We start from the raw sequence: 20,613 nt of genomic DNA, 5'->3' as shown, positions 1-20,613 counted from the left end.
GAGCCACACATCATCCGATCGTGCCGAAGGCCGGAAAGGTCTCCAGCATCCAACCTGAAATCCGCGGCATGGCACCAGTCAAAAACAGAACGCCTGTCAGGACAAGGCCGGCGCCGATCACCTTCTCGATAGCCAGCATATGCTGACGCAGCCGCGCCATCAGCCGCATGAAAGGCCCCGAAAACAGCGAAGCCAGCATGAAGGGAATGCCGATCCCCATCGCATAGGCCGCAAGCAGAAGTGTACCCTGCGCCGGCGCACCTTCCGCGCCTGCGACCATCAAAATGGCGGCCAGCACCGGCCCGACGCAGGGCGTCCATCCGAAAGCGAAGGCAAGCCCGACAAGATAGGCGCCAAGAAACCCCGCCGGCTTGCGGACCGCCTGAAAGCGCGCTTCGCGAAATAACAGCCCGATCCGGAAGACGCCGAGAAAGTGAAGTCCGAGAATGACGATTAACACTCCGGCGATGATGCCCAGTGTCTCGAAATGCGCCGTGATCGCCTTGCCGATCAGCGACGCCGATGCGCCCAAGGCGACGAAGACCGTCGCAAACCCCAATACGAACGCGAAGGACAATGCGACCACGCGTCCGTTCGGGCGCCAGCCGGCCTGACCACCGCGATCATCGAGTTCGTCCAGGCTGACGCCTGCCAGAAAGCAGAGATAGGGCGGCACCAGCGGCAGAACGCATGGCGACAGGAACGACAACAGCCCTGCGCCCAGCGCACCAAGGAACGAGATTGAGGACACCACGGCGGATCCGGTTCTGGCATAAATATTCGAATTCGTGTATGTGTAACACATGACGTGGAAATTGCCTCTGAAAACCTCGTTGATCGCGACTTTGTTGGTGATGACTGCGGCGCTGTCGCCGCGCATCGCTGATGCGTCCGAACTACTGATGTTCGAGCGCGATGGCTGCGTCTGGTGCGCGCGCTGGAATCGCGAAATCGCTCCGGTTTACGACAAGACCGACGAAGCCAAACTTCTTCCGCTGCGCCGCATCGATATGGATCGCGACAAATCGCCGGGCGTCGTGCTGGCGTCGCCCGTGCGTTTCACACCGACCTTTCTGATCGTCGACAACGGCCGCGAGATTGGCCGCATCACCGGCTACATGAACGACGAATCTTTCTGGAGCCTGCTCGGGAAGTATGCTGCCAGACTGACCACCTCACAGCCCAACGCCAATCGTTCCTGATCCTCTTCAAACATTCGCGGGACACGCACGCTGCCATGGCTTCTATCATCCCATCCGAACTCGAAGACGAACTGCGCGACGGCGCGGAGTATTCCCCCGAACTCGACCAGTTGATGCGCAAGGCCCGCAAGGCCAGCAATTTCCTGAAAGCGATCTCGCACGAAAACCGCCTGCTGCTGTTGTGTCTGCTGGCGGAGCGGGAACGGTCGGTGTCCGAACTGGAAAACATCCTGTCGCTGCGGCAGTCAGCCGTGTCGCAGCAACTCGCGCGTCTGCGCTACGACGGCATGGTGGAGACCCGACGCGACGGCAAGACGATCTATTACAGCCTGGCCAATGACGATGTGCGAAGCGTCATCTCGGTCATCTACGATATCTTCTGCGCCACGCCGGCGCCGACCAAGAAAAAATAACGCCGCCAAATCGGCAGGCGGAGGCGCGCGGCCCGTAAGGTCAGCGCACCTCACATCAGGAGGAAACCCATGCAGAACATGTCTGCCTGGTTATCGGCGCTGGCTGGCTTTGCCATCGGCGCTGCTGCAGGGTTTGCCGTACGACGCGCACGCCTCTGCACATTTGGCGCGATTGAAGATGCGTTGATGGGCGGCGACAACCGTCGCCTCAAGATTTTCGGTCTGGCGCTTGGCGTTGCCATGCTCGGCACCCAGGCCCTGATCCTGTCCGGCTTTCTTGCACCGGAACACACCGCTTACGTTCCCACCGCATTGCCCCTCATTGCGATCGTCATCGGCAGCATCATGTTCGGCACCGGCATGGCGATGGTCGGCACTTGCGGCTTCGGCTCGCTGGTCCGGCTCGGCACCGGCGATCTCAGGAGCCTGATCGTGATCCTCGTGCTGGGTGCGACGGCCTATGCCACTCTGCGCGGACTGTTCGCCGATCTTCGCATTGGCGTGCTTGAGCAGCTATCGATCGGGATGCCGGACGGCATACGCTCCGACTTTGCATCGCTGCTGACGCAAGCGACCGGCCGCGATCTGCGCGTGCCGCTCGCCATCATTGTCGGCAGCGGCCTCTGTTGGCTGGCGCTCAGCGACAAACGCCTGCGCCGCGCGCCGCGCCTGCTCACTGCCGGCGTCGCACTCGGATTGCTCACGATTGCCGGCTGGCTCGTCACGGTCGGGCTGAGCGATGACTTCGCTGGTCCGCCCCGCCCGCAAAGCCTGACATTCGTGTCCACCATCGGAAAAGCACTGTATGCCGGGGTTCTGAATGTCGCGAACTTCGCCGATTTCGGCGTCGGCAGCGTGTTCGGCGTCATTGCCGGTGCATGGGCTGCAGCATGGTTCGCGGCCGAACTGCGCTGGGAAGCCTTCGACGACGATCACGAAATGCGCCGTCATCTCATCGGCGCCTGCCTGATGGGTATCGGCGGCATTCTGGCGGGTGGTTGCACCATCGGTCAGGGCATCACCGCGGGATCGATGCTGGCGCTGTCCTGGCCGATTGCCGTCGGCGGCATGATACTTGGCGCGCGCATCGGCATTGCAATCCTGGTCGACGGCTCGCCGCGCGACCTCATCCAGCGCAACTGGATGCTGCTGGCGCGGAAGGCGCCGCCGTCCAAGTGATCAAACTCAAGGCTTGAGATAACTCCAGCCGGCTTCCTGCAACTCAATCAGCCTGACAGCGCCCGATGGCACCACCGTCGCCTCGGACACGACGTTGATCGCCTTGCCCTCACGCTTCTCCATGCCCTCTTTGGTATTTCCGCAGGCGATGAATTTGACGCTGGACGGGAAGCTGGCATCGACAATCTGCTTGATGCGGTCCTTCACCGGCGAGGTGTCGTCGCGCAGCATGTGCAAACCCGGACCATAAGTGACGATCTCGATCTGAACATCCTCATTCTTCGCCTTGTAGAATTCCATGACGTTTGTCGCGTTGTTCAAAGCCAGATTCATCAGAGTCGGATCGTTCTGATTGACCTGAATGGCGACGCGATGCTCCTTCGCGCCTGCTGCATAAGCGGACAACGCGATCAGCGACAACAGGACGGCTCCGGCAATCGATCTCAACAATGATCGCATCTCAAAATTCCTTTTCAGGGACATACAATTTCAGGGACGCACGATCGTAAAACCGCGCTCAGTCAGATCCAGCAGATGGCCGACGCCGACCAGCACTTCCACCGCATGCGGATTGATCGCCGGCCGCTTGCCGGTGTCCCGCTCAATCGTATCCAGCGTGTTGCCACAGACGCTGAAGCGCACGCCTTGGGTGCCCAGACTATCGACCAGTGCGCGGTGTTCGTTGGTGTCGCGCAACAGATCGATGCCGGGACCGAAGGTGACGACTTCAACCGCCACCTTGTCCGGTCCATAGGCTTTCAGGAGATTGCTGGCGACGCTGAGAACGAGGCGTTCTTTCTTCGGATCGGAATCGGACAGCTGCAAGGCGATGAAATGCTCGGCGAACGGCTTGTCCGGCGCGGCGTCCTGCTTCGCGGGCCGTGTCTGCGCAGTGACCGGGCCCGTTGCAAATGACATCAGCGCAAGGACCGACAAACAGAAAAACAGTCCTCGCTTTTTCATTGCGCACAAAACCTCTGACGATCAGAGGATTGATTAGCAATCGCCCTGCGCCGGCGCAACCAAACTAACGAAGCGGACTAGAGAGGACTTATTGCGTCGCAAACACAGGACGCAGTGCCAGGCCGCGGATCGCAACTGCAGCGCCCGCAAAGATACCCGCAGCCGCAACGAAGGATGGCAGTGCGAGCGTGGACACACCTGTCAGCCCCTGCCCGATCGAACAGCCATAAGCCATCGCACCACCGATCCCCATCAGCGCGGCACCTGCCATCGAACGTCCGGTATGACGCGCCGACGTATAGCCCTCAAGCTCAAAGCGTCCGGTCAGCAAGGCCGTGAGAAGACTGCCGACGAACACACCCGCTACCAGCGCGATGCCGAAATTCAGCGTCATGCCGGTCGACAGCATGATGAATTGCAGCGTATCGGCAGCCGGCGACACGAATGTCAGCGACGCCACCGGAATCGGATCGAACTCATCGGCACCAAGCCAACCGGTCGTCAGCCAGCCGGCGATCACTAGGAGGCCCATCACCAACCCCGCCACGAGCTGCCCCGGCGAACGGCGGAACGCACGATGCGACAGCGCAAATACCAACAGCGCAACGCCGACAATCAAAGTTGCTACGACGCGCGCCGTTGCGTCAGACAGGCCGAGCGTTCCGAACAGCGACGGGAGAGAATTCACCCCAGGCGTCGTCTGCGTCCATTGCAGGATCGACAGCCGCATCGGCGCGAGCAGGCCCTTCAATGTCATCTGCGCGGTAACGCCAATGATCGCGATCACGACCAGCGAGCGCAGATTACCTTTGCCCAGCAACACCAGCGCGCGCGACGCGCAGCCGTTCGACAACACCATGCCCAAGCCGAACAGCAGCCCGCCGACGAAGATCAACGGCGCCGAGAATGACGGCTGCAGGTAGAGCGACTTGGCGATCTCGACGATCCCAGCGCCGGCAATGAATTGTGTGCCGACAATCGCCACGGCAACCGCCAGCGCATAACTCCGAATCTTTCGTCCGTCGTCATGCGCCCACCAGTCGCGCAGGCTGCTCATGAGGCAGAAGCCACTCAGCAGACCGACCACGCCGAAAACGGCGCCAATCGCAAAACCCGCGATAACCGGGAGCGCAAACATCGAATGATCCGAACGTGATTTTGAGGTGATGACGCTGGATTACTACTGGCAGTTTCAGAAGCGGTCCAGTTGACGCATGATTTAAGGAGGAAGTTCTACGGATTCTGAAAAACAGGAAACATAATTCCATCAGACCCCGAAATGCGATGCAGAATAACTATCGCTCTGGGAGCGGCAGAGATCGCCGGACGCGTGTTTCGCACCCAATTTTCGAAACGGCATTTTCGATCTTGCCGGCTCAACACGGGGCATAGCGCTCAGTTCTTTGGAGGACGCGGCAAGCGTATCTGAAGCTTCATCGATCAAAGCAACACCAAGGGCTAGGCTCCCGCGCTCTCGAATAAGGACGGCGGGGCTCGGCGAAGGGTGCACGCCACCGGCCGCACGGCCGTGCAACGCTGAGTTCATGCGACTTGGAAAGTTGAACGAAATCGCCGCCAAGACCGACCAACGGATCTTGGAGATGATTTTATGAAGCGACTGCTCGTTTTCACGATGTTGTTTCCGCCACTCGTGCTGTTCGTCTACATCGCCGCCGATCAGTTGTTGCGCGATGGTTTTCCCGACATCGGGTTCCTGGCGTGGCTGGTGGGAATTGCGTATGTGCTCGCCGTCATTCCTGCTTGGTTGACGGCAGGAGTGGACTGGGCGCTTTCCGGCCAGCCGCTTTACGTGCGGCTCATCGCGACGATGCCGGTAGCGGCTATCCTGGCCGAGCTTGTCGCACGCTACATGGGCCAACCACATTTCGATGTGTCCGTTGCGATAGCCGGAGCAGTTCCAGCCGCGGTGTGTTCGTGGCTGTCAGACGAACCAATGAGAAGCGTGCATGCGTGAGCGAGCTTAGCACCACCACGGTCATGACCCATCTGCGCAAGTCTTCGGCCACACGTGTTGATGCAGCCGCCCGCCAACAAGTTGTCTATTTTTATAGACAACAAGCCAATGACTGCGGTAGCGTTTGCAAACCTTTCGCAGCAATCACGGGGTGTGCTTCAGTCGTGGCCTACAGTATCTACGGGACCCCTCACGGGCAGCCGGAGAAGGTCTGCTACGGAACCGTACAGACCCTTGATCAGACGGCGAGCGAGCTACGGAAGCTGCGTGAAGCTGGCGTCTTGGACGTCTACGCTATTGGCTTCGATCCCGAGACCGCCAACCTGCGGAAGCCGCCGTCGGACCCCAAATCGAATTAGGCTGACGCGTTCGGAACCAGGCAAATACGCGCTGCCTGAAGCGAACAAATACCTAAAATACAATTGCTTACAGGATTGCCTGCAACCCGCCGCCCCGCAGGGCCAATTCGTCAATGATGTGAAAATGGTGGGGGAAGAAGGACTCGAACCTTCGAAGTCATAAGACGGCTGATTTACAGTCAGCTCCCTTTGCCACTCGGGACACTCCCCCGCCTGACGCCATCGGAACCAAGCCCAACAAGACCTTGGCCCAACACGGCAGTCCCACCGAATAAGTGGCTGGACGGCCATGGATGACGTTAAAACGCGCGCCCGTAAACGGGCTCCCGGTTGGCGCGTTTATGACGGAAGCCATGGGGCAAAGTCAACCGACCCTGGCCGGAATATCCGCCCTTCCCGACCTCTTTCCGGGGGCCCCAAATTGCCATTATTCGGCATGCGTGAGACAAGCCAGCCATGAGCGATCGAGAACGAAAACAGCGATTCCAGCGTGGACCTGACAAGGGACGCGACGGCCAAAGCAGTCAAAACCGGGACAAACCGCGCGATCAGGGCCGGGATCACGGCAGGCGCCCGCCCCGGCGGGGCCGGGAATCCGGCGGCGATGGCCCGGCCATCCTCTATGGATGGCATACCGTCACCATGGCGCTGGCCAATCCGCAGCGGATCATTCGCAAGCTGATTCTGACCGAGAACGCCGCCCGGCGCCTCGCCGAGGAGAAGATCGACACCCGCGTGGCACCGGTCCTGGTCCGTCCGGACGAGATCGATCGCCGGTTGGGGCCCGATGCCGTGCATCAGGGCCTCCTGGCCGAGGTCGAACCGCTGGAATCGCCGGATCTGGACAGCCTGCCCCAGGACGGCATCGTGCTGGTGCTCGACCAGATCACTGATCCGCATAATGTCGGCGCCATCCTGCGCTCGGCCGCGGCCTTTGCGGTCAAGGCGATCATCACCACGGCCCGGCACAGCCCGGAGGCCACCGGCGTTCTCGCGAAATCCGCCTCGGGCGCACTGGAACTGGTGCCGATGATCACGGTGCCGAATCTGGCGCGGGCGCTGAACGAATTGAACGATCTCGGTTTCATGACCGTCGGTCTCGACAGCGAGGGCAGCGAGAACATCAGCGCGATCCCGCTGCAGCAACCGCTGGCGCTGGTGCTTGGCGCCGAAGGCAGCGGATTGCGACGGCTGACGCGCGAGACCTGCAGCGTCGTCGCGCGGCTCGACATGCCCGGCGAGATCAAGAGCCTCAACGTGTCGAACGCCGCCGTGCTCGCGCTCTATGTCGGCGCCAGCAAGCTCGGCCTGATGGGCTAGAGCGTTTTCGAGCGAAGTGGGTCCCGGTTCGCGTCAAGAAAACGCGTCAAAACAAGAATCCCTCTATCCAAACGAAAACGCCCGCCCGCATTGCTGCGAGCGGGCGTTCTTCGTTCGATCAGATCAGTACGCGCGGCGATGCTGCTGCGACTGGTGATAACCACGCTGCTGTCCTGCGGCGCGCGGCGCATACATCACCTTCGGCGCGCCATAGCGATGCGCCTGATGATAACCGGTGCGCGACACGTAGCTGCGCTGCGTAGTGCCGTAACGCGTGCGCGGCTGCATGCTGTAGCCGTAACGATAGCTCGGGCGCGCACGATACTGGCTGCGCGACGGATAGCTGTAGATCGCGGGCGAACGATACGCCGGACCATAGGAGTAGTTCACCGGATTGGCATAGGGGCCGCCGTAATAGCCGCGACGATAGCCGTAACCGTAACCTTGACCGTAACCCTGGCCATAGCCGCGCCAGCCGATCGCAGTCTCCTGATAGGTCGGGACCGGCGCGAACATGCCCGGGCCGCTGAAGGTCGGGCCCTGGTTGGCGTAATAATACTGACGCGTCACCGGGGTCGGATCGGGCAGCCGCTCATAACCGGCGCCATAGCCGCAGGGGCTGACATAGGCCTGGCCGCAAGGCGAGCAGCCGTTTGAGGTGAACAGGCCGCCGCCGCAGGCCATTGCAGGCGCTGCGCCGGCAGTGGCGGTGACAACGGCAAATGCCGCAATCCATTTTGAAATCACGTTACGCATGAATACTCTCTCCTGTCGGGTGTCTTTTTTTGGTGTTGGTGATTGGTCGGTCAGCGTCGGAATTCCGGCGGTGCGACGATGACCTCAGGTGGATTGAACGGCACTTCATTATGCCGCTCCATCGGCGCGGATTTCGCCGACCAGTGCTCGTGGAAGCTCTCGGCCGGCTGCGGCAATTTGCGATTGGCCGGCGGCTCGATTTCCAAACGCCCGTAGCCGGGCTTGTGGCCTAGGCTCGGATAGTAGTGGCCGACATTCGGCACCGGATCGACGTAACGACCGCCATAGACTGTCGGTTGAATATGAATGCCGCGCTGCAAGCCCCAATCGCCTTCGATCACGCGATAGGACGCATCGACGCCGTTGATGATGATCGGCACGCCGGGACGACCGGGCACGACGATGTTGAAACCATCGGCGGCTGCAGCCGGAAGCGTGGTCGCAATCACAAAAAGCAGTGCTGAAAGGGTTCGCATGGCCATGTCCTGCATCTCGGCGGTACGATATTCGAACGCCTGGCAGGATGGGTTAAGGGCGCGGTCTAAACTGCCGGTAAGCCTAACGCGCAAGCATCAGGCGAAGTTCAAATGCGCGGGATCGCAGCGTGGATTCGTTAACGCAACGCGCCCGCACGGCGATCTGATCCCGGTTGAACGCCGCCGCACGCGCGCCGCGCACATCTTGCGCATCGCCGTCGCAACGTGATCTGATCCCTTCAGCCGTTGTCGCAGACATCTGCAGTCGTCATGTCCGGAGAGCCCCGATGAAGTTCCTCAGTGCAGCCATCATCCTGTCGACGCTGGTCGCGACCCCTGCTTTCGCGCGCCACTGGAAGCATCATCACAGCGCCGAAACCTTCGTCTTTGCCGCACCCGGCCAGCCCTACCGGATCCAGTTCGGGCACAATTACGGTCCGGGTCTGCAGCCGGGCACCTTCGCCTATTACGACGGTCCCCTCGCCGCCCGCTGCAAGCAATCGGCCGCGGCCTATCGCGGCCAGGACGGCCGGGCGTATCCCTGCTTCTGATTAAGGTTCCACAGGCCGGTTGACGGGTGGGCAGATTGGCCACTGCGATCGAACTACTCAACCTCCGCCGCGTTGCCGCGTCGGAGGTGGCACATGCCCTACGCGCTATTCGAAGACGACCAGAAGCTCAGCCAGGAATTCCCGACCGAGGAGGACGTCTGGCAACATGCCGACGAAGCCGGGCTCGTTGATGTTGTGGACGGCAAGACGGTGCTGGAGGACGGCTACACTATTCAGCCGTGCAGCACCGAAGAGGACACGGGCAAGCCGATCGCGGTACCGCCAGCAGTGACCTAGGAACGACTCTCAAAATCCTTGGTTGGAAGACTGAGCGTCCTGAGCGCAGGATGGACGTTCCGAAAGTCCTGCCACCTCTCCAGGGGTGGTGGGGCTTTTGCTGTCGTAGCCATTGGTATGCAGTAGCCGCACAAACTCATCCATGGACGCGTTCAGTCGCCTGGCACGCTCTTCAGATTCGGGCGTTGAGGTGCTGCCGAAAAGCCGGGTGATGGATTCGCGAAAAGTCATGCGATTCCCCTTACTCATTGAGACGCGCTTTGGTCGCGCGAACGGCAAATTGGTTCAACTCGCCGCGGGGCTTATTTAACAGTTTAGCACACACGCCGCTTGACGGCGAATCACATGAAGGATTCTCTATCCCCGTTCAGGGAGGCGGAGATGGAAGACCACTTCACTCACCAGTATTTCAGCCGGCAGTGCTTCGAGCGACATCAGGCACGCGAGGTTTGGGAGCGCGCCCTCTGCGCAGGCGCCCTACTCTTCGGCCTGACGGCCTCGTTCGCAGCCTGTCTGTTTATTTGACGCCCGTTCGCCGTCGGCGAACCTCCCACAGCCAGCCGCCCAAAGGCGTCAGCAGGCCGCTTGGAGACGCATTGGCGCTGACACGACAACGGAGCCGGATTTTGCACTGCCCCCGTTAGGCTTAACCCGCTGACGCGCTTGCACTAACGTCGCTCAATCTAAATGATGATGCCATGAGTTGGGTTGAAGAGCGCGATCGTTTAATCGCGGAGACATTGGCGTTTGTAAAAGAGGTCTCGGGCAACCAGCCCGAGCTGGCCGCGAAGTTGACCGTTGCGGTAGACGCCGAGATGAAAGCCGCTGAAAATCCGGAGCAGATCGTCCCGGAACCTGCGCAGCCGATGAAGCTGACTGATCTCCGGGAAGACATCCGCAATCGCGTGGCATCATTCAAGGCACGGCAGCAGGACATGCAGGACAAGCGGGAGGCCGATTATCAGGAGGTCATCGCAAAAGTCCGGGCTACCTTGGAACAACGTTCATAGGTTGAACCCACCGATGGCGAGCCGGTGCGAAAAGACCGTTTTGACAAGTTATTGGAATGGTGGTGCCGGTTGAGAGGATTGAACTCCCGACCTTCGGTTTACAAAACCGCTGCTCTACCGCTGAGCTAAACCGGCAACAAGATCAATGGGTTAATTGATTACCCGAGATCGAAACAGGACATCAGGATCAGTCGCCTGCCCGCGTCGCGCAGTCAGATATCAGAGTTGTCCGGCAAGGGCTACTCCCGCGCGCGCCAAACCGGCGCATGCGCTTACAGCCACGCGTAAAGCAGCAGCAGATTGACCGCACAGGCGGCCATCAGGGCGACCGTCAGTGCCACCTGCACCCCGTCGCTGCGGATATTGTCGATCATTCTCATCGCCCGACAACCATCAAGCGATTCTGGCAAGGGAGTCTCGAACCTTATTTTTCCCGGGATTCAGGACTCGTTTACTTTCGATTCCTGGTGCGGGGGTGGTGGCAAACCGCCTTAAAGCGCTGCCGTCTCACGCTCGTCATTCCGGGGGCTGACTTCCCCGCTGTCATTCCGGGGCGCGGCCGGCACTTGCCGGACGCGAACCCGGAATCCCGGAGTGTTTGGCTCTACGGAGACTCCAACGTAGATTCCGGGTTCAGTCCCGTCGCCTTCGGCGCCGGTCCCGCCCCGGAATGACAGTGTGGGGCGGGAAGACAGCGCCTTAAACATTTTTTCCTATCTCCCGTTGACAGTATCCCTAACTTGATTATATTCCCCTCCGTCCTGCCCCATCGAGAGGGGCGATCGCGATCGTCACGTTCGCGGGGTGGGATGCGGTGGACGCCGGAGATGCGGCGTCACGCGGTTTGGGGGTGACGTCTGTCTTCGGGCAGGACGGATCTGCGCCAGCACTGCCACTGGCAAGGAGACGGCCGGCCTTGGGATGGAAAGAGCCCTGGACAGCGTGACGGACGACCAAATCGAAACGCGTTCGGCCCAGTCGCTTGAGGCTACCCTGTCCCCCCGCCCTGGGACATTAATTTTGGTGATGGGACCGTTCGCCATGGCAGATATGCAGGCAACCGAAAAAACACCGCAGGCGGAACGTCGGGCACTTGCTCGGCGCCTCCGAAAGTCCTGATGCACTCTCAATTGCGGAAGACCGCATTCGCATCAGGCCCACGGGTGCAACGGGCACCTGGCGTTCCGCACGCCCTCTCTCAGGAGGGTGGGAATGCGACAGACGACGGCGCCCCCGCGCCGCAAACAACAGGGGTGATGACGCATGTCTGAAGAGCAGTGGCTGTTTGAAATTTGAATCCGTGACGACGTAACGCGCTATCAGCGCCACACACGCAGCGGCAGGACGACACCCCCACAAACAAAAAAGGCCGGCGTGATGCCGGCCTTTCCGTCGAAGATCGAATCGATGTCGTACTTGCTCAGTACTTGGCCACCACCGGGCCACCCCAGCCGAAGCGATAGTTCAGACCGGCCTTGATGGTGTGCTCGTCGTTGTTGAAGCTGGTCGAGCCGCCGGGAATGGCCGTCGAGGTGATCGTGGTGTTGCCGAAGTTATAGTACTGATATTCGACCTTGCCCGACCAGTTCGGCGAGAACATGTATTCGAGACCGCCACCGACCGTGTAGCCGTCCTTCTTGTTGCCATCGATCACAGCAACCGCGGGAGCCACAGCGGCGATGGTCAGGTTGTTGTTATCCTTCCAGGCGTAACCGCCCTTGGCGTAGAGCAGTGCCGGACCCCAGGTGTAACCGAGACGACCGGTGACCGAGCCGAGCTGATCGTTACCGCCGCCCGTGATGGTCGTGCCATTCGGGAAGACGAGGCTGGTATTGCTGCTCGCCAGCCAGCTGTACTGGGCTTCGACACCGACCACCCAGTTGGTGGCGAACTGATAGTCGAAGCCGCCCTGCACACCGCCCATGAACCGGCCGCTATCGCCGACGAGGCTATTGCCGTCACCGAAGGCGCCGCCGAGATGGCCGCCGATGTAGAAACCGGTCCAATTGTAGACCAAAGCCGGCGCCGTATAGGCCGGGGCCTTGGTATAGGTCCGCGCCGGAAGGTCGGCAGCGAAGGCTGAAGACGAGATCGCGGCCACGGCAACGATGGCCGACGCGCTGAGCAAAAGCTTCTTCATGGTTGTTCCCCTGTGTTGCGTAATGACCATCGAAAAACAACGTGGCGGCAGTTTGGTTGCTTCACGGCAGGCGTTGCCACATCGATGTTTGCCGACTGCGACAAAGCAGCAACACTTTTGGATTTATTCATTTTCAGGCGGTGCGAAATGGCTTTTGGTTCAGCGCTCACGCGAACTTGATCGGGTTTTTCAGTGTCCAGATACCCACGTCGGGCTGCGGCAATCTTGTGGCGACGTTGCGGTCAGTTGAGGGCGCCAACGCCGGCATCGTGCGTGCTCGCATCGAGCACCGACAGCAGATCTCAAAGAGCTGCCAACAACGCTACCGCGTCATCTTTTCCATTTCGGGGAACGGCGCGTAGGTGGCGCCGGCGCAGGCTTCGGTGACATTCTCGACAATGCGATCGAGGCGCTTGTCGACATAGGATACCGCCCGCTCCTGCGGCGCGGTGTATTTGCCGTCGAAATCCTTCGCCGTGTAGCGCACGCAGCTGACATAGCGCAGCCGGCCGCCCACGGTGCGTTGCACCGGCTCCGCCATCATGGCGTCACGAACGCCGACCGGATTGTTCAGATAGGTCTTGAAGAACGCCAGAAGGTCCACGCGATAATTGGTCGGAAATGGCTGCGCGGCAACGCCCTGGTCATCCGTGAAGCTGATGCCACCGGCGCCGCCTCCTCCGCATGCTGCAAGCCACAGCGGCAACAGCACCGCTGCTGCCTGTTTCGCCGATATCCCCAAATGCCGTCTCATCCGTCGTGCCGTCTCAATTACGCAGGCGTGTCCCCGTCATGCCTGTCCTAGACGGTTCGCCCGGGAATTGGAATTCGCATCTCGGTGACGGACACGAACCAGCCTGCTGCACCTCAGGGATGTTATGCATCCCAGGGGATAGGCGCAGCAGGCCGGCCGTTGAAACTCCGCGATCGCGGCTGGGCAATATGAGGCCGCGACCGCGGAGCCCCCTCAGCCGCGCTTGTGCGCGACTGTGGTCTGGATAGCGGTGTGCTTGTGAACTTTGTGAACGCTCATCTTCTTGTGGAAGCGATGATGAGGACGGGCATGGCGGTGATGATGGCGGACCATTTTCGCATTTGCGTTCAGCACGCCGGGCTTGGCCTGCACCTTGTTATCGGCCGACGTCACCGGCTTGGTGATCGGCGCCGGCGTGGTCTTGGCGATACCGGCAGCCATCGCGGGAGCGGCAAGCATGGAAACTACGATCAACGCGGTGGAAATTTTCTTCAACATGGTCGTCTCCTGTCGGTCTCGATCACGAAGTTGACCGGTCGGTTGGCCGGGCTTGTCGATCAATGCAGTCAAACTAGCGACGCTGTGCTGAACCCACTCTGAGGAAGCCGGACAGGCTTCGTTCATCTCGGTGACATCCTCGTCACGATCGGCTGGGTCAGGCGTCCTGCCCCAAGTCTGCTGCCACAAGTCTGCTCCCCATGTCGGCACAAGCGGGAATGAACACCCACGTCCGGTGTTCACAACCTGAGACTTCCGTGTCAGATTATTGCTGTTGCAAACAGGAGCGCTGCATGACCCACCTCGCGATCAGGCTGACGACGCTGGCAATGTTTTCCGTGGCCGTTGCCGCCACGCCCTTCATGACCTCGGCCTATGCCGCAGGCGGCGATACGCCTTCCGCACCGCCGGCGTCCGACACCAAGGGCACCAAGGACAAGAAGAAGAAAACCGAGACCAGGAATCCGAACACCGAGAATACCGCGTTCCTCGCCAACTATCGCGCCGCCTATGCCACGGTCTATGACAAGCAGGACTACACGGCCGCCATCGCGCAGCTCAAGGCGCTCGGCCAGGACGACCGCGCCGATGTCGCCAATCTGATCGGTTACTCCTATCGCAAGCTCGGCGACTACAAGGTCTCGCAGATCTGGTACGAGCGCGCGCTGAAGGCCGACCCCGCCCATGTCCGCACCTGGCAGTATTACGGATTGTGGCAGGTCGAACAGGGCAACCGCGATCAGGCGCAATATCATCTCAACAAGATCGCGATGCTGAGCGGCAAGGACTCCGCCGAATATAAATCGCTCGCTGCTGCGCTTGACAAGGCGCCCGGCTCCGGTCCCACCTACTGATCCCATTCGCGGATCAGTCAGCCGGTGCAATCCTTCGGATTGTGCCGGCTTTGTTATGGCTGAGAGATCTGTTCATATTCGCGGCTGCGACGCTCTCCTCACATTGAGACCTCTGATGGATCCCTGGCTGAAGCCCGCGCTCGACTACATCCACGACTGGCTCTCATTCCAGATGGCAACAACGCAGCAACCCGGCTGCCTCGTGGCCATCGCGCATCGCGGCAAGATCGTCGCTGAATATGCCTTCGGTCACGCCGACCTCGCGACCGGCGAGAAGCTGACGCCGCGGCATCGCTTCCGGATCGCCTCGCATTCCAAAAGCTTCACATCTGCCGGACTGATGAAGCTCCGCGAGCAACGCAAATTGCGCCTCGACGATCCCGTTGGCGACCATGTGAAAGGCCTGCATCCGCAGGTCGCTGCAACGACGATCGGACAATTACTGTCGCATAGCGCCGGCCTCACGCGCGACGGCGTCGATGCCGGGCAGTTCATCGACAGCCGCCCCTATCTCGACAAGAAGGAGCTATTGTCCGAGCTGCAGCAACCGCCCGCGATTGCGCCCGGCACGCGGCTGAAATATTCCAACCATGGCTTTGGCCTGCTCGGCCTCGTCATCGAAGCTGTCACCGGCGAGCCCTATCGCGACTGGATCAGGCGCGAGATCATTGATGCGGTCGGCCTGCGCGAGACCCAGCCCGACATGCCGCTGACAAAGGGCGCGCCCCTCGCGCAAGGTCATACGCCGCGGCTTCCGCTCGACCGCCGTCTGGTCATTCCCGGCGACACGCCGTGCCACGCCATCACGCCTGCTGCGGGCTTCGTCAGCACCGCAGCCGACGTCGCGCGGTTTTTCGCGCAGCTTGCACCCAATGCAAAGCACAGCGTGCTGTCTGCGGCGGGCCGGCGTGAGATGACGCGGCGGCACTGGCGCAATCCGCACGCAACTATCGAGAGCTATTACGGCCTCGGCACCATGAACGGCACCACCGCCGGCTGGGACTGGTTCGGCCACAATGGCGGATTTCATGGCTATATCTCGCGCACCGCCGTGATCCCGGCCTGCGAGCTGACGATCTCGGTTTTCACCAATGCCACCGACGGCTGGGCGCCCATCTGGGTTGATGGCGCCATGCATATCCTGCGCGCATTCGCCCAGCGCGGCGCGCCGCAGAAGCGCGTTCGCGACTGGACGGGACGCATGTGGACTTCAGGGAGCGCGTTTGATCTGGTGCCCATCGGAGACCGGGTGCTGGTCGCCACGCCTCAGGCGATCAATCCCTTCATGGACGTCGCCGAGATCGAGGTGACCGGCAAGGACAAGGGCACGATCGCCGCGGCCGCGGGTTATTCCAGTTATGGGGAAGCAGTCCGGAGGGTCCGTAGCAAGACCGGGAAAGTGACCGAGGTTTGGCTCGCCGGCAGCAAATTAAGGCCCGAAAAGGCGGTCGCGGAGGAGTTGACCCGCAAATATGGAGCAACCGGGCGCCGCTCGCCCCGTTAACGATGCGGCGCTCCCTGCAGCCCGGCCGTCTCAAAGACCTGCTATCCTTTCGCTCGACAAGCCCCAGCGAGGTCGGCTAGACGACCCCGCACAATCACGCAGCATGAGCCGGCGATCCCCTGATGAACCCGTCCAAGCGCTATGACCGGATCGCCTTCGTGGCCAGTACCAGCGGTGAAGCGCAGGCAGCGCTCGACCAGCTGACGCAGCTCTATGGCAATGCCGATCCGGAAACCGCCGATATCATCGTAGCCCTCGGCGGCGACGGGTTGATGCTGAAGACGCTGCACGACTTCATGCGCACGGGCAAACCGATCTACGGCATGCATCGCGGCACCGTCGGTTTCCTGATGAACGAGTTCTCGACGCTTGATCTGCATGCGCGCCTCACCGCGGCGCGCGAGACGCTGATCAACCCGCTGCTGATGCGCGCCACGGACGTCCATGGCGGCGTGCACATCCATCACGCCATCAACGAGGTCTCGCTGTTTCGCCAGACGCATCAACTGGCGCGCCTGCGCATCCTCATCGATGAACGCGAACGGATGGCCGAACTTGCCGCCGATGGCATCCTCGTGGCGACGCCGGCCGGCTCGACCGCCTATAACCTGTCGGCGCAGGGTCCGATCCTGCCGATCAATGCCGCGCTGCTAGCCCTGACGCCGATCAGTGCGTTCCGCCCGCGACGCTGGCGCGGTGCGCTGCTTCCCAATACGGCGATCGTCGCGATCGAGGTGCTGGAAGGTGAAAAGCGCCCGGTGGCCGCCGTCGCCGACAACGAGGAAGCCCGCGACGTCCGGCGGGTCGAAATCATCTCCGACAAGTCGATCTCGATGCGCATGATGTTCGACCCCGGCCACAGCCTGGAAGAACGCATCCTGAGCGAACAGTTCGGATACTAGAATTCATCCAACTGATACCGCCGAGGGACTTATGCCGTTCGATTTCGTCCTTGTGGCAGGCCCCTTGGTCCGAGGATCAAGTTGGGAGTCGACGGCCGAACATCTGCGGGGGGCAGGATGCCATGTCCAAGTACCGGACATATTGGCTTACCATGCCTCGCCACCTGCATGGAGCGCATGGACCCAAAGTCTTCTCGATCATATCGTACCGAGCAGCCAACTGATTGTGGTGGGACATAGTTCTGCAAGTCATCTTGCTGTCGATCTGGCGACCAGGCTGCCCATGCGTGGCGTCATCATTGTCGATGGCGATGTGCCCCCATCGCATGGCGCAGCCTCACCCGTCAGACCCGCCTTGCACGACCACGTGAAAAACCTCGCCGGTGCCGACGGGACGCTTCCGATTTGGTCACAATGGTTTTTTGGGGATGCCCGTCGCGCATCTCTGGTTGGCATTGATATCTTGGCCAGAGATCCCGTAGCCTTCGCGCAATTCGAAAGTGAACTTCCCAAAATGCACGTCGATTGGTTCGATGACACGATCGAACTCCTGCGCTGGGATCATGTGCCTGCCGGCTTCATCCAGACTTCAACAATTTACGATCATGCAGCCGCAGAAGCTCAGCGACGCGCCTGGCCAGTTACGAGGCTAAATGGTACGCATTTGCATCCCATGCTCCGCCCCGCAGAGACCGCGGACGCGATTCTTGGAATATCGCGTCGACTTGGGACGTCCCCCGGACTGGGCTCCTACAGTGCCTCAACCATTCGTTAAGACGCGCCGCGGTATGGTTAACATCGGGTAACGGTCCCAGCCCGGTTCGAGCCGCATCATGTTCCGTATCGACTTCAACAAGCTGCGTTTTCTGGTCTGCGACGACAATCCGCACATGCGGCGCATCCTGCGCACGCTGCTGCATTCGTTCGGCGCCCGCGAAGTCTATGAAGCCGAGGACGGCGCCACGGCGCTGGAAATGTACAGCCACTACGTGCCTGACATCGTGATCGCCGACTGGGCGATGCCCATTTTCGACGGGCTGGAACTGGCGCAGATGATCCGGCAGCCGGATTCCAAGGGCAATCCCTACGCGCCGATCATCATGCTGACCGGCCACTCCGAGAAGCGTCGCATCACCATGGCGCGCGATGCCGGCGTCACCGAATTTCTGGCCAAGCCGATTTCGGCCAAGGGCCTCTATCTGCGCATCATGAGCGTGGTCGCGCATCCCCGCCCCTTCATCAAGACGAAGAACTATTTCGGGCCCGACCGCCGCCGCAACACCACCGTCGCCTATATCGGACCGGAACGCCGCAACGGCGGCGAAGCCGAGGTTCTGCAGCAGCCATCGCTGCTGGATAAAGCCCGTGTCACTGGCTAGCGCAATGTTCGGAGAAACGACCATGGCCAAGAACAAAGCGCCGGCACCGCCGAAGGTGCAGGCTTTCGCCGATCACCAGGTCATCACGCCGCCGAACACGCTGAAGCATGCGATCCGCCGGGTGATTGATCGCGAGCTCGACGATCCCGTGGCGCGCGCCGAACAGGCGCTGGCCAATCTCTCCGGCGAGTTCAAGACCTGGATGCGCAGCGAATGCGACCGCCTCGCCGCAGCACATACCACGATCCTGAAAAAGGGCTTCGATACGCACACCCGCGGCGAGCTGTTTCGTGCGGCGCACGACATCAAGGGCGACGCCTCGACCTTCGGCTTTCCCGCGGCCGGCGTCGCCGCCGAAAGCCTGTGCCGGATTCTCGAACACGCCCCCGATCTCGATGCGGTGCCGCCGGATCTGATCCAGCACCATATCGATGCGATCCAGGCCATCGTGCGCGAGCACAACACCATCGAGAAGGCCGGCGTGGCCAACGAACTCAGCGCCCGCCTGCGTGCTGTTGCGGATGACTATCTGACGCTAGTCAATCGCGATCGGCCGGACCATCTCGAGATGATCTCGGCGCCGAGCATCGTTCCGAAGGAATAGCCGTTCTCAGTCGTCATTCCGGGGCAGCGCGAGCCGCGCAGCGGATTGAGCTGAACCCGGAATCCCGGCGTGGGAGTCTCCGACAGCGCCAAACATATCGGGATTCCGGGTTCGCGTTCCGACGCCTTCGGCGTCTTCTCGCGCCCCGGAATGACTCGCTCTGTGAGCTTACGCCGCGATCAGCTGATACTCGTCGCGCGCATTCGCCTGTTCGGCCAGTTCATCGCAGAACACCCGCGCTTCCTCGCGGGCCGATTCCGTTGCGAAACGCCGCAGCAGGATCAACAGCGGCTCGGACGCCGCCTCGTCGGTTTCGCACACCGTCAACACCCGCTCGACCATGCGACGACGCAGCCGCACGGCGCCGCCGACAGAACCGATGAAACCGATTTCGTTGCGCGCAGCCAGCGCGGCGCGGAAGGCAGGGAATGTCGACTCCGGCAGACCTGCGCGGGCAAGCAATGCGTTCAGCCCGGCACCGACGCCGTCATAGACCAGCGCGGCCACGCGGCTCTGCGGCAGGCCGGACAGCTCCACCAGCGCCTGGTCGAACAGGTCGAGATTGCCGGACAGCAGGGCACGGAGGATCAGGCCGACGGTCAGTTGCCCGGCTTCGCGCAGGTGATGGACGAGATCACGCATCTCGTCGCCGCGCGAACGCGACGCAATGTTGACCGTGGAGCGCGCCATCGCCTCGTCGGCAATGCGCTCGGCACGATCCGGCGACAGCCAGTTCCGTGCAACGACAAAGCGGGTCAGTGTTTCGGAGAGCTTGGCCACCAGCGCGAGACGCGTCGTGGCCGGCAGGTCGCCAAGGGCCAGCATCGCTTCGCGGATGGCGGCGAGATGACCGTGACGCTCGACGATACGGTCCCAGGAGAATTGCGCCAGTTCGGCATACGGATTTTCAATGAGTTCGAGCGCAGCCGCGGCAGAGCCGACTTCGGCAATGGCGGCGCAGATCGAAATCGGCAGATTGATGCGGCGCGCGACCGCGCATTGCAGTTCGCTGTTCCCCGTCGCGACGATGTCGACCAGATCGGCATCGATCAGCAGCGGCGAATGTTCGAGCACTGGAAGCGACACACAGGGCTGATCCACCGACAGCGCCTGCACGATGGCCGGGGGCGCCGACGGCGCACGGGCAAAAACCTGCGCCATGGCCTGGCGCACCAGCGGCGATGCGTCATCGAGCAGCATCAGCAGCGCGCCTTCGGCGGCGGCACGGTCGTCGTCTGAAAGATCAGAAAAAATCCAGGCCCGCGCCAAAGAGCGCGTTGCCTCTGCCCGCTCGCTGGCTGGAGCGGTCCGTACCCAACTGATGAACTGCCGAACAATCATGGTTCTGCCAGCCTACGCAACAAGATCAACACCGAAACGCGATGCCACTGTCAGAGAAAATAAACCATCCCACTTAACAAACGGTTCACCATAAGCTTATGGGTTTGTTGAGGTTTTATTAAGGGATCGGACACGC

The 20,613-nt window shown here is 61.3% G+C and carries 25 protein-coding genes and 2 tRNA genes; 14 read left to right on the top strand and 13 right to left on the bottom strand.

What is annotated here, in order from left to right; genetic code table 11:
* Positions 1-10: 10 nt before the first annotated feature.
* A complete protein-coding gene (locus BLW80_RS29270; protein WP_170849846.1) occupies positions 11-754 on the bottom strand; it encodes a cytochrome c biogenesis CcdA family protein in 744 nt (247 codons plus the stop codon).
* A 49-nt stretch (positions 755-803) separates the two neighbouring features.
* On the opposite strand from BLW80_RS29270, the gene BLW80_RS29265 reads away from it, so the two are divergent.
* The 3 genes from BLW80_RS29265 to BLW80_RS29255 all read left to right on the top strand — a co-directional run bounded on the left by BLW80_RS29265 (position 804) and on the right by BLW80_RS29255 (position 2,794).
* Positions 804-1,202: a thioredoxin fold domain-containing protein gene (locus tag BLW80_RS29265; protein ID WP_170849845.1), complete on the top strand. Its 399-nt coding sequence runs from the start codon at positions 804-806 to the stop codon at positions 1,200-1,202.
* Positions 1,203-1,237: 35 nt separating this feature from the next.
* Positions 1,238-1,615, top strand: a complete 378-nt coding sequence (locus BLW80_RS29260) for an ArsR/SmtB family transcription factor (protein ID WP_068731992.1) — start codon at positions 1,238-1,240, stop codon at positions 1,613-1,615.
* 69 nt (positions 1,616-1,684) lie between these two features.
* The gene (locus tag BLW80_RS29255) at positions 1,685-2,794 is read left to right on the top strand and encodes a YeeE/YedE family protein (RefSeq protein ID WP_093762086.1); all 1,110 of its coding nucleotides are present in this window, start codon (positions 1,685-1,687) and stop codon (positions 2,792-2,794) included.
* 6 nt (positions 2,795-2,800) lie between these two features.
* On the opposite strand, the gene BLW80_RS29250 is transcribed toward BLW80_RS29255, so the two are convergent.
* From BLW80_RS29250 to BLW80_RS29240, 3 genes are all read right to left on the bottom strand, one after another.
* Positions 2,801-3,253: a DsrE family protein gene (locus BLW80_RS29250; RefSeq protein ID WP_093762084.1), complete on the bottom strand. Its 453-nt coding sequence runs from the start codon at positions 3,251-3,253 to the stop codon at positions 2,801-2,803.
* Between the two features lie 30 nt (positions 3,254-3,283).
* On the bottom strand, positions 3,284-3,712 hold the full coding sequence (locus BLW80_RS29245; protein ID WP_244528496.1) for a DsrE family protein: 429 nt from the start codon (positions 3,710-3,712) through the stop codon (positions 3,284-3,286).
* A gap of 133 nt (positions 3,713-3,845) precedes the next feature.
* A complete protein-coding gene (locus tag BLW80_RS29240; RefSeq protein WP_093762080.1) occupies positions 3,846-4,895 on the bottom strand; it encodes a YeeE/YedE family protein in 1,050 nt (349 codons plus the stop codon).
* A gap of 471 nt (positions 4,896-5,366) precedes the next feature.
* On the opposite strand from BLW80_RS29240, the gene BLW80_RS29235 reads away from it, so the two are divergent.
* Positions 5,367-5,732 (top strand): hypothetical protein, encoded by a 366-nt coding sequence (locus tag BLW80_RS29235; protein ID WP_093762078.1) that lies wholly within the window; start codon positions 5,367-5,369, stop codon positions 5,730-5,732.
* Positions 5,733-6,216: 484 nt separating this feature from the next.
* Here the strand turns inward: BLW80_RS29235 and BLW80_RS29225 are convergent.
* Positions 6,217-6,302, bottom strand: a tRNA-Tyr gene (locus BLW80_RS29225).
* A 245-nt stretch (positions 6,303-6,547) separates the two neighbouring features.
* Between BLW80_RS29225 and rlmB the strand changes: the two genes are divergently transcribed.
* On the top strand, positions 6,548-7,411 hold the full coding sequence (gene rlmB, locus BLW80_RS29220; protein ID WP_139285970.1) for a 23S rRNA (guanosine(2251)-2'-O)-methyltransferase RlmB: 864 nt from the start codon (positions 6,548-6,550) through the stop codon (positions 7,409-7,411).
* Between the two features lie 123 nt (positions 7,412-7,534).
* On the opposite strand, the gene BLW80_RS30890 is transcribed toward rlmB, so the two are convergent.
* Positions 7,535-8,167: a hypothetical protein gene (locus tag BLW80_RS30890; RefSeq protein ID WP_244528495.1), complete on the bottom strand. Its 633-nt coding sequence runs from the start codon at positions 8,165-8,167 to the stop codon at positions 7,535-7,537.
* A 50-nt stretch (positions 8,168-8,217) separates the two neighbouring features.
* The gene (locus tag BLW80_RS29210; RefSeq protein ID WP_093762178.1) at positions 8,218-8,643 is read right to left on the bottom strand and encodes a hypothetical protein; all 426 of its coding nucleotides are present in this window, start codon (positions 8,641-8,643) and stop codon (positions 8,218-8,220) included.
* A 287-nt stretch (positions 8,644-8,930) separates the two neighbouring features.
* On the opposite strand from BLW80_RS29210, the gene BLW80_RS29205 reads away from it, so the two are divergent.
* Together BLW80_RS29205 and BLW80_RS29200 are read left to right on the top strand one after the other, a co-directional pair.
* Positions 8,931-9,194, top strand: coding sequence for a hypothetical protein (locus tag BLW80_RS29205; protein WP_093762074.1), 264 nt, complete (start codon positions 8,931-8,933; stop codon positions 9,192-9,194).
* 93 nt (positions 9,195-9,287) lie between these two features.
* Positions 9,288-9,491 carry a hypothetical protein gene (locus tag BLW80_RS29200; protein ID WP_089264883.1) on the top strand — a complete coding sequence of 68 codons (204 nt, stop codon included), beginning with the start codon at positions 9,288-9,290 and terminating at the stop codon, positions 9,489-9,491.
* A gap of 9 nt (positions 9,492-9,500) precedes the next feature.
* Here the strand turns inward: BLW80_RS29200 and BLW80_RS30125 are convergent, their stop codons facing one another.
* Positions 9,501-9,722 (bottom strand): hypothetical protein, encoded by a 222-nt coding sequence (locus tag BLW80_RS30125; protein WP_139285969.1) that lies wholly within the window; start codon positions 9,720-9,722, stop codon positions 9,501-9,503.
* A gap of 467 nt (positions 9,723-10,189) precedes the next feature.
* Between BLW80_RS30125 and BLW80_RS29190 the strand changes: the two genes are divergently transcribed.
* Positions 10,190-10,501, top strand: coding sequence for a hypothetical protein (locus BLW80_RS29190; protein WP_093762070.1), 312 nt, complete (start codon positions 10,190-10,192; stop codon positions 10,499-10,501).
* A 60-nt stretch (positions 10,502-10,561) separates the two neighbouring features.
* Here BLW80_RS29190 and BLW80_RS29185 read toward each other — a convergent pair.
* From BLW80_RS29185 to BLW80_RS30885, 4 genes are all read right to left on the bottom strand, one after another.
* Positions 10,562-10,636, bottom strand: a tRNA-Thr gene (locus BLW80_RS29185).
* Positions 10,637-11,921: 1,285 nt separating this feature from the next.
* Positions 11,922-12,641 carry an outer membrane protein gene (locus BLW80_RS29175; protein ID WP_089264886.1) on the bottom strand — a complete coding sequence of 240 codons (720 nt, stop codon included), beginning with the start codon at positions 12,639-12,641 and terminating at the stop codon, positions 11,922-11,924.
* Positions 12,642-12,963: 322 nt separating this feature from the next.
* A complete protein-coding gene (locus tag BLW80_RS29170) occupies positions 12,964-13,395 on the bottom strand; it encodes a hypothetical protein (protein ID WP_244528494.1) in 432 nt (143 codons plus the stop codon).
* Positions 13,396-13,608: 213 nt separating this feature from the next.
* Positions 13,609-14,082 carry a His-rich protein BRANT gene (locus tag BLW80_RS30885; protein WP_244528493.1) on the bottom strand — a complete coding sequence of 158 codons (474 nt, stop codon included), beginning with the start codon at positions 14,080-14,082 and terminating at the stop codon, positions 13,609-13,611.
* A 104-nt stretch (positions 14,083-14,186) separates the two neighbouring features.
* Here BLW80_RS30885 and BLW80_RS29160 point away from each other — a divergent pair, with 104 nt between their 5' ends.
* From BLW80_RS29160 to BLW80_RS29135, 6 genes are all read left to right on the top strand, one after another.
* On the top strand, positions 14,187-14,747 hold the full coding sequence (locus tag BLW80_RS29160) for a tetratricopeptide repeat protein (protein ID WP_093762064.1): 561 nt from the start codon (positions 14,187-14,189) through the stop codon (positions 14,745-14,747).
* 115 nt (positions 14,748-14,862) lie between these two features.
* Positions 14,863-16,251 carry a serine hydrolase domain-containing protein gene (locus tag BLW80_RS29155; RefSeq protein WP_093762062.1) on the top strand — a complete coding sequence of 463 codons (1,389 nt, stop codon included), beginning with the start codon at positions 14,863-14,865 and terminating at the stop codon, positions 16,249-16,251.
* A 122-nt stretch (positions 16,252-16,373) separates the two neighbouring features.
* Complete coding sequence (locus tag BLW80_RS29150; protein ID WP_093762060.1) at positions 16,374-17,153, top strand: NAD kinase; 780 nt, start codon at positions 16,374-16,376, stop codon at positions 17,151-17,153.
* Positions 17,154-17,184: 31 nt separating this feature from the next.
* A complete protein-coding gene (locus tag BLW80_RS29145) occupies positions 17,185-17,928 on the top strand; it encodes an alpha/beta hydrolase (RefSeq protein WP_093762058.1) in 744 nt (247 codons plus the stop codon).
* Positions 17,929-17,986: 58 nt separating this feature from the next.
* Positions 17,987-18,532: a response regulator gene (locus tag BLW80_RS29140; protein WP_068731951.1), complete on the top strand. Its 546-nt coding sequence runs from the start codon at positions 17,987-17,989 to the stop codon at positions 18,530-18,532.
* A 22-nt stretch (positions 18,533-18,554) separates the two neighbouring features.
* Positions 18,555-19,136, top strand: a complete 582-nt coding sequence (locus BLW80_RS29135; RefSeq protein ID WP_093762056.1) for an Hpt domain-containing protein — start codon at positions 18,555-18,557, stop codon at positions 19,134-19,136.
* Positions 19,137-19,304: 168 nt separating this feature from the next.
* Here the strand turns inward: BLW80_RS29135 and BLW80_RS29130 are convergent, their stop codons facing one another.
* Positions 19,305-20,477, bottom strand: coding sequence for a DUF2336 domain-containing protein (locus tag BLW80_RS29130; RefSeq protein WP_093762054.1), 1,173 nt, complete (start codon positions 20,475-20,477; stop codon positions 19,305-19,307).
* Positions 20,478-20,613 lie beyond the last annotated feature (136 nt).

The sequence above is a fragment of the Tardiphaga sp. OK245 genome, from assembly GCF_900108575.1.
GTDB classification, from domain to species: domain Bacteria; phylum Pseudomonadota; class Alphaproteobacteria; order Rhizobiales; family Xanthobacteraceae; genus Tardiphaga; species Tardiphaga robiniae.
This window is presented reverse-complemented; position numbering and strand designations above follow the sequence as displayed.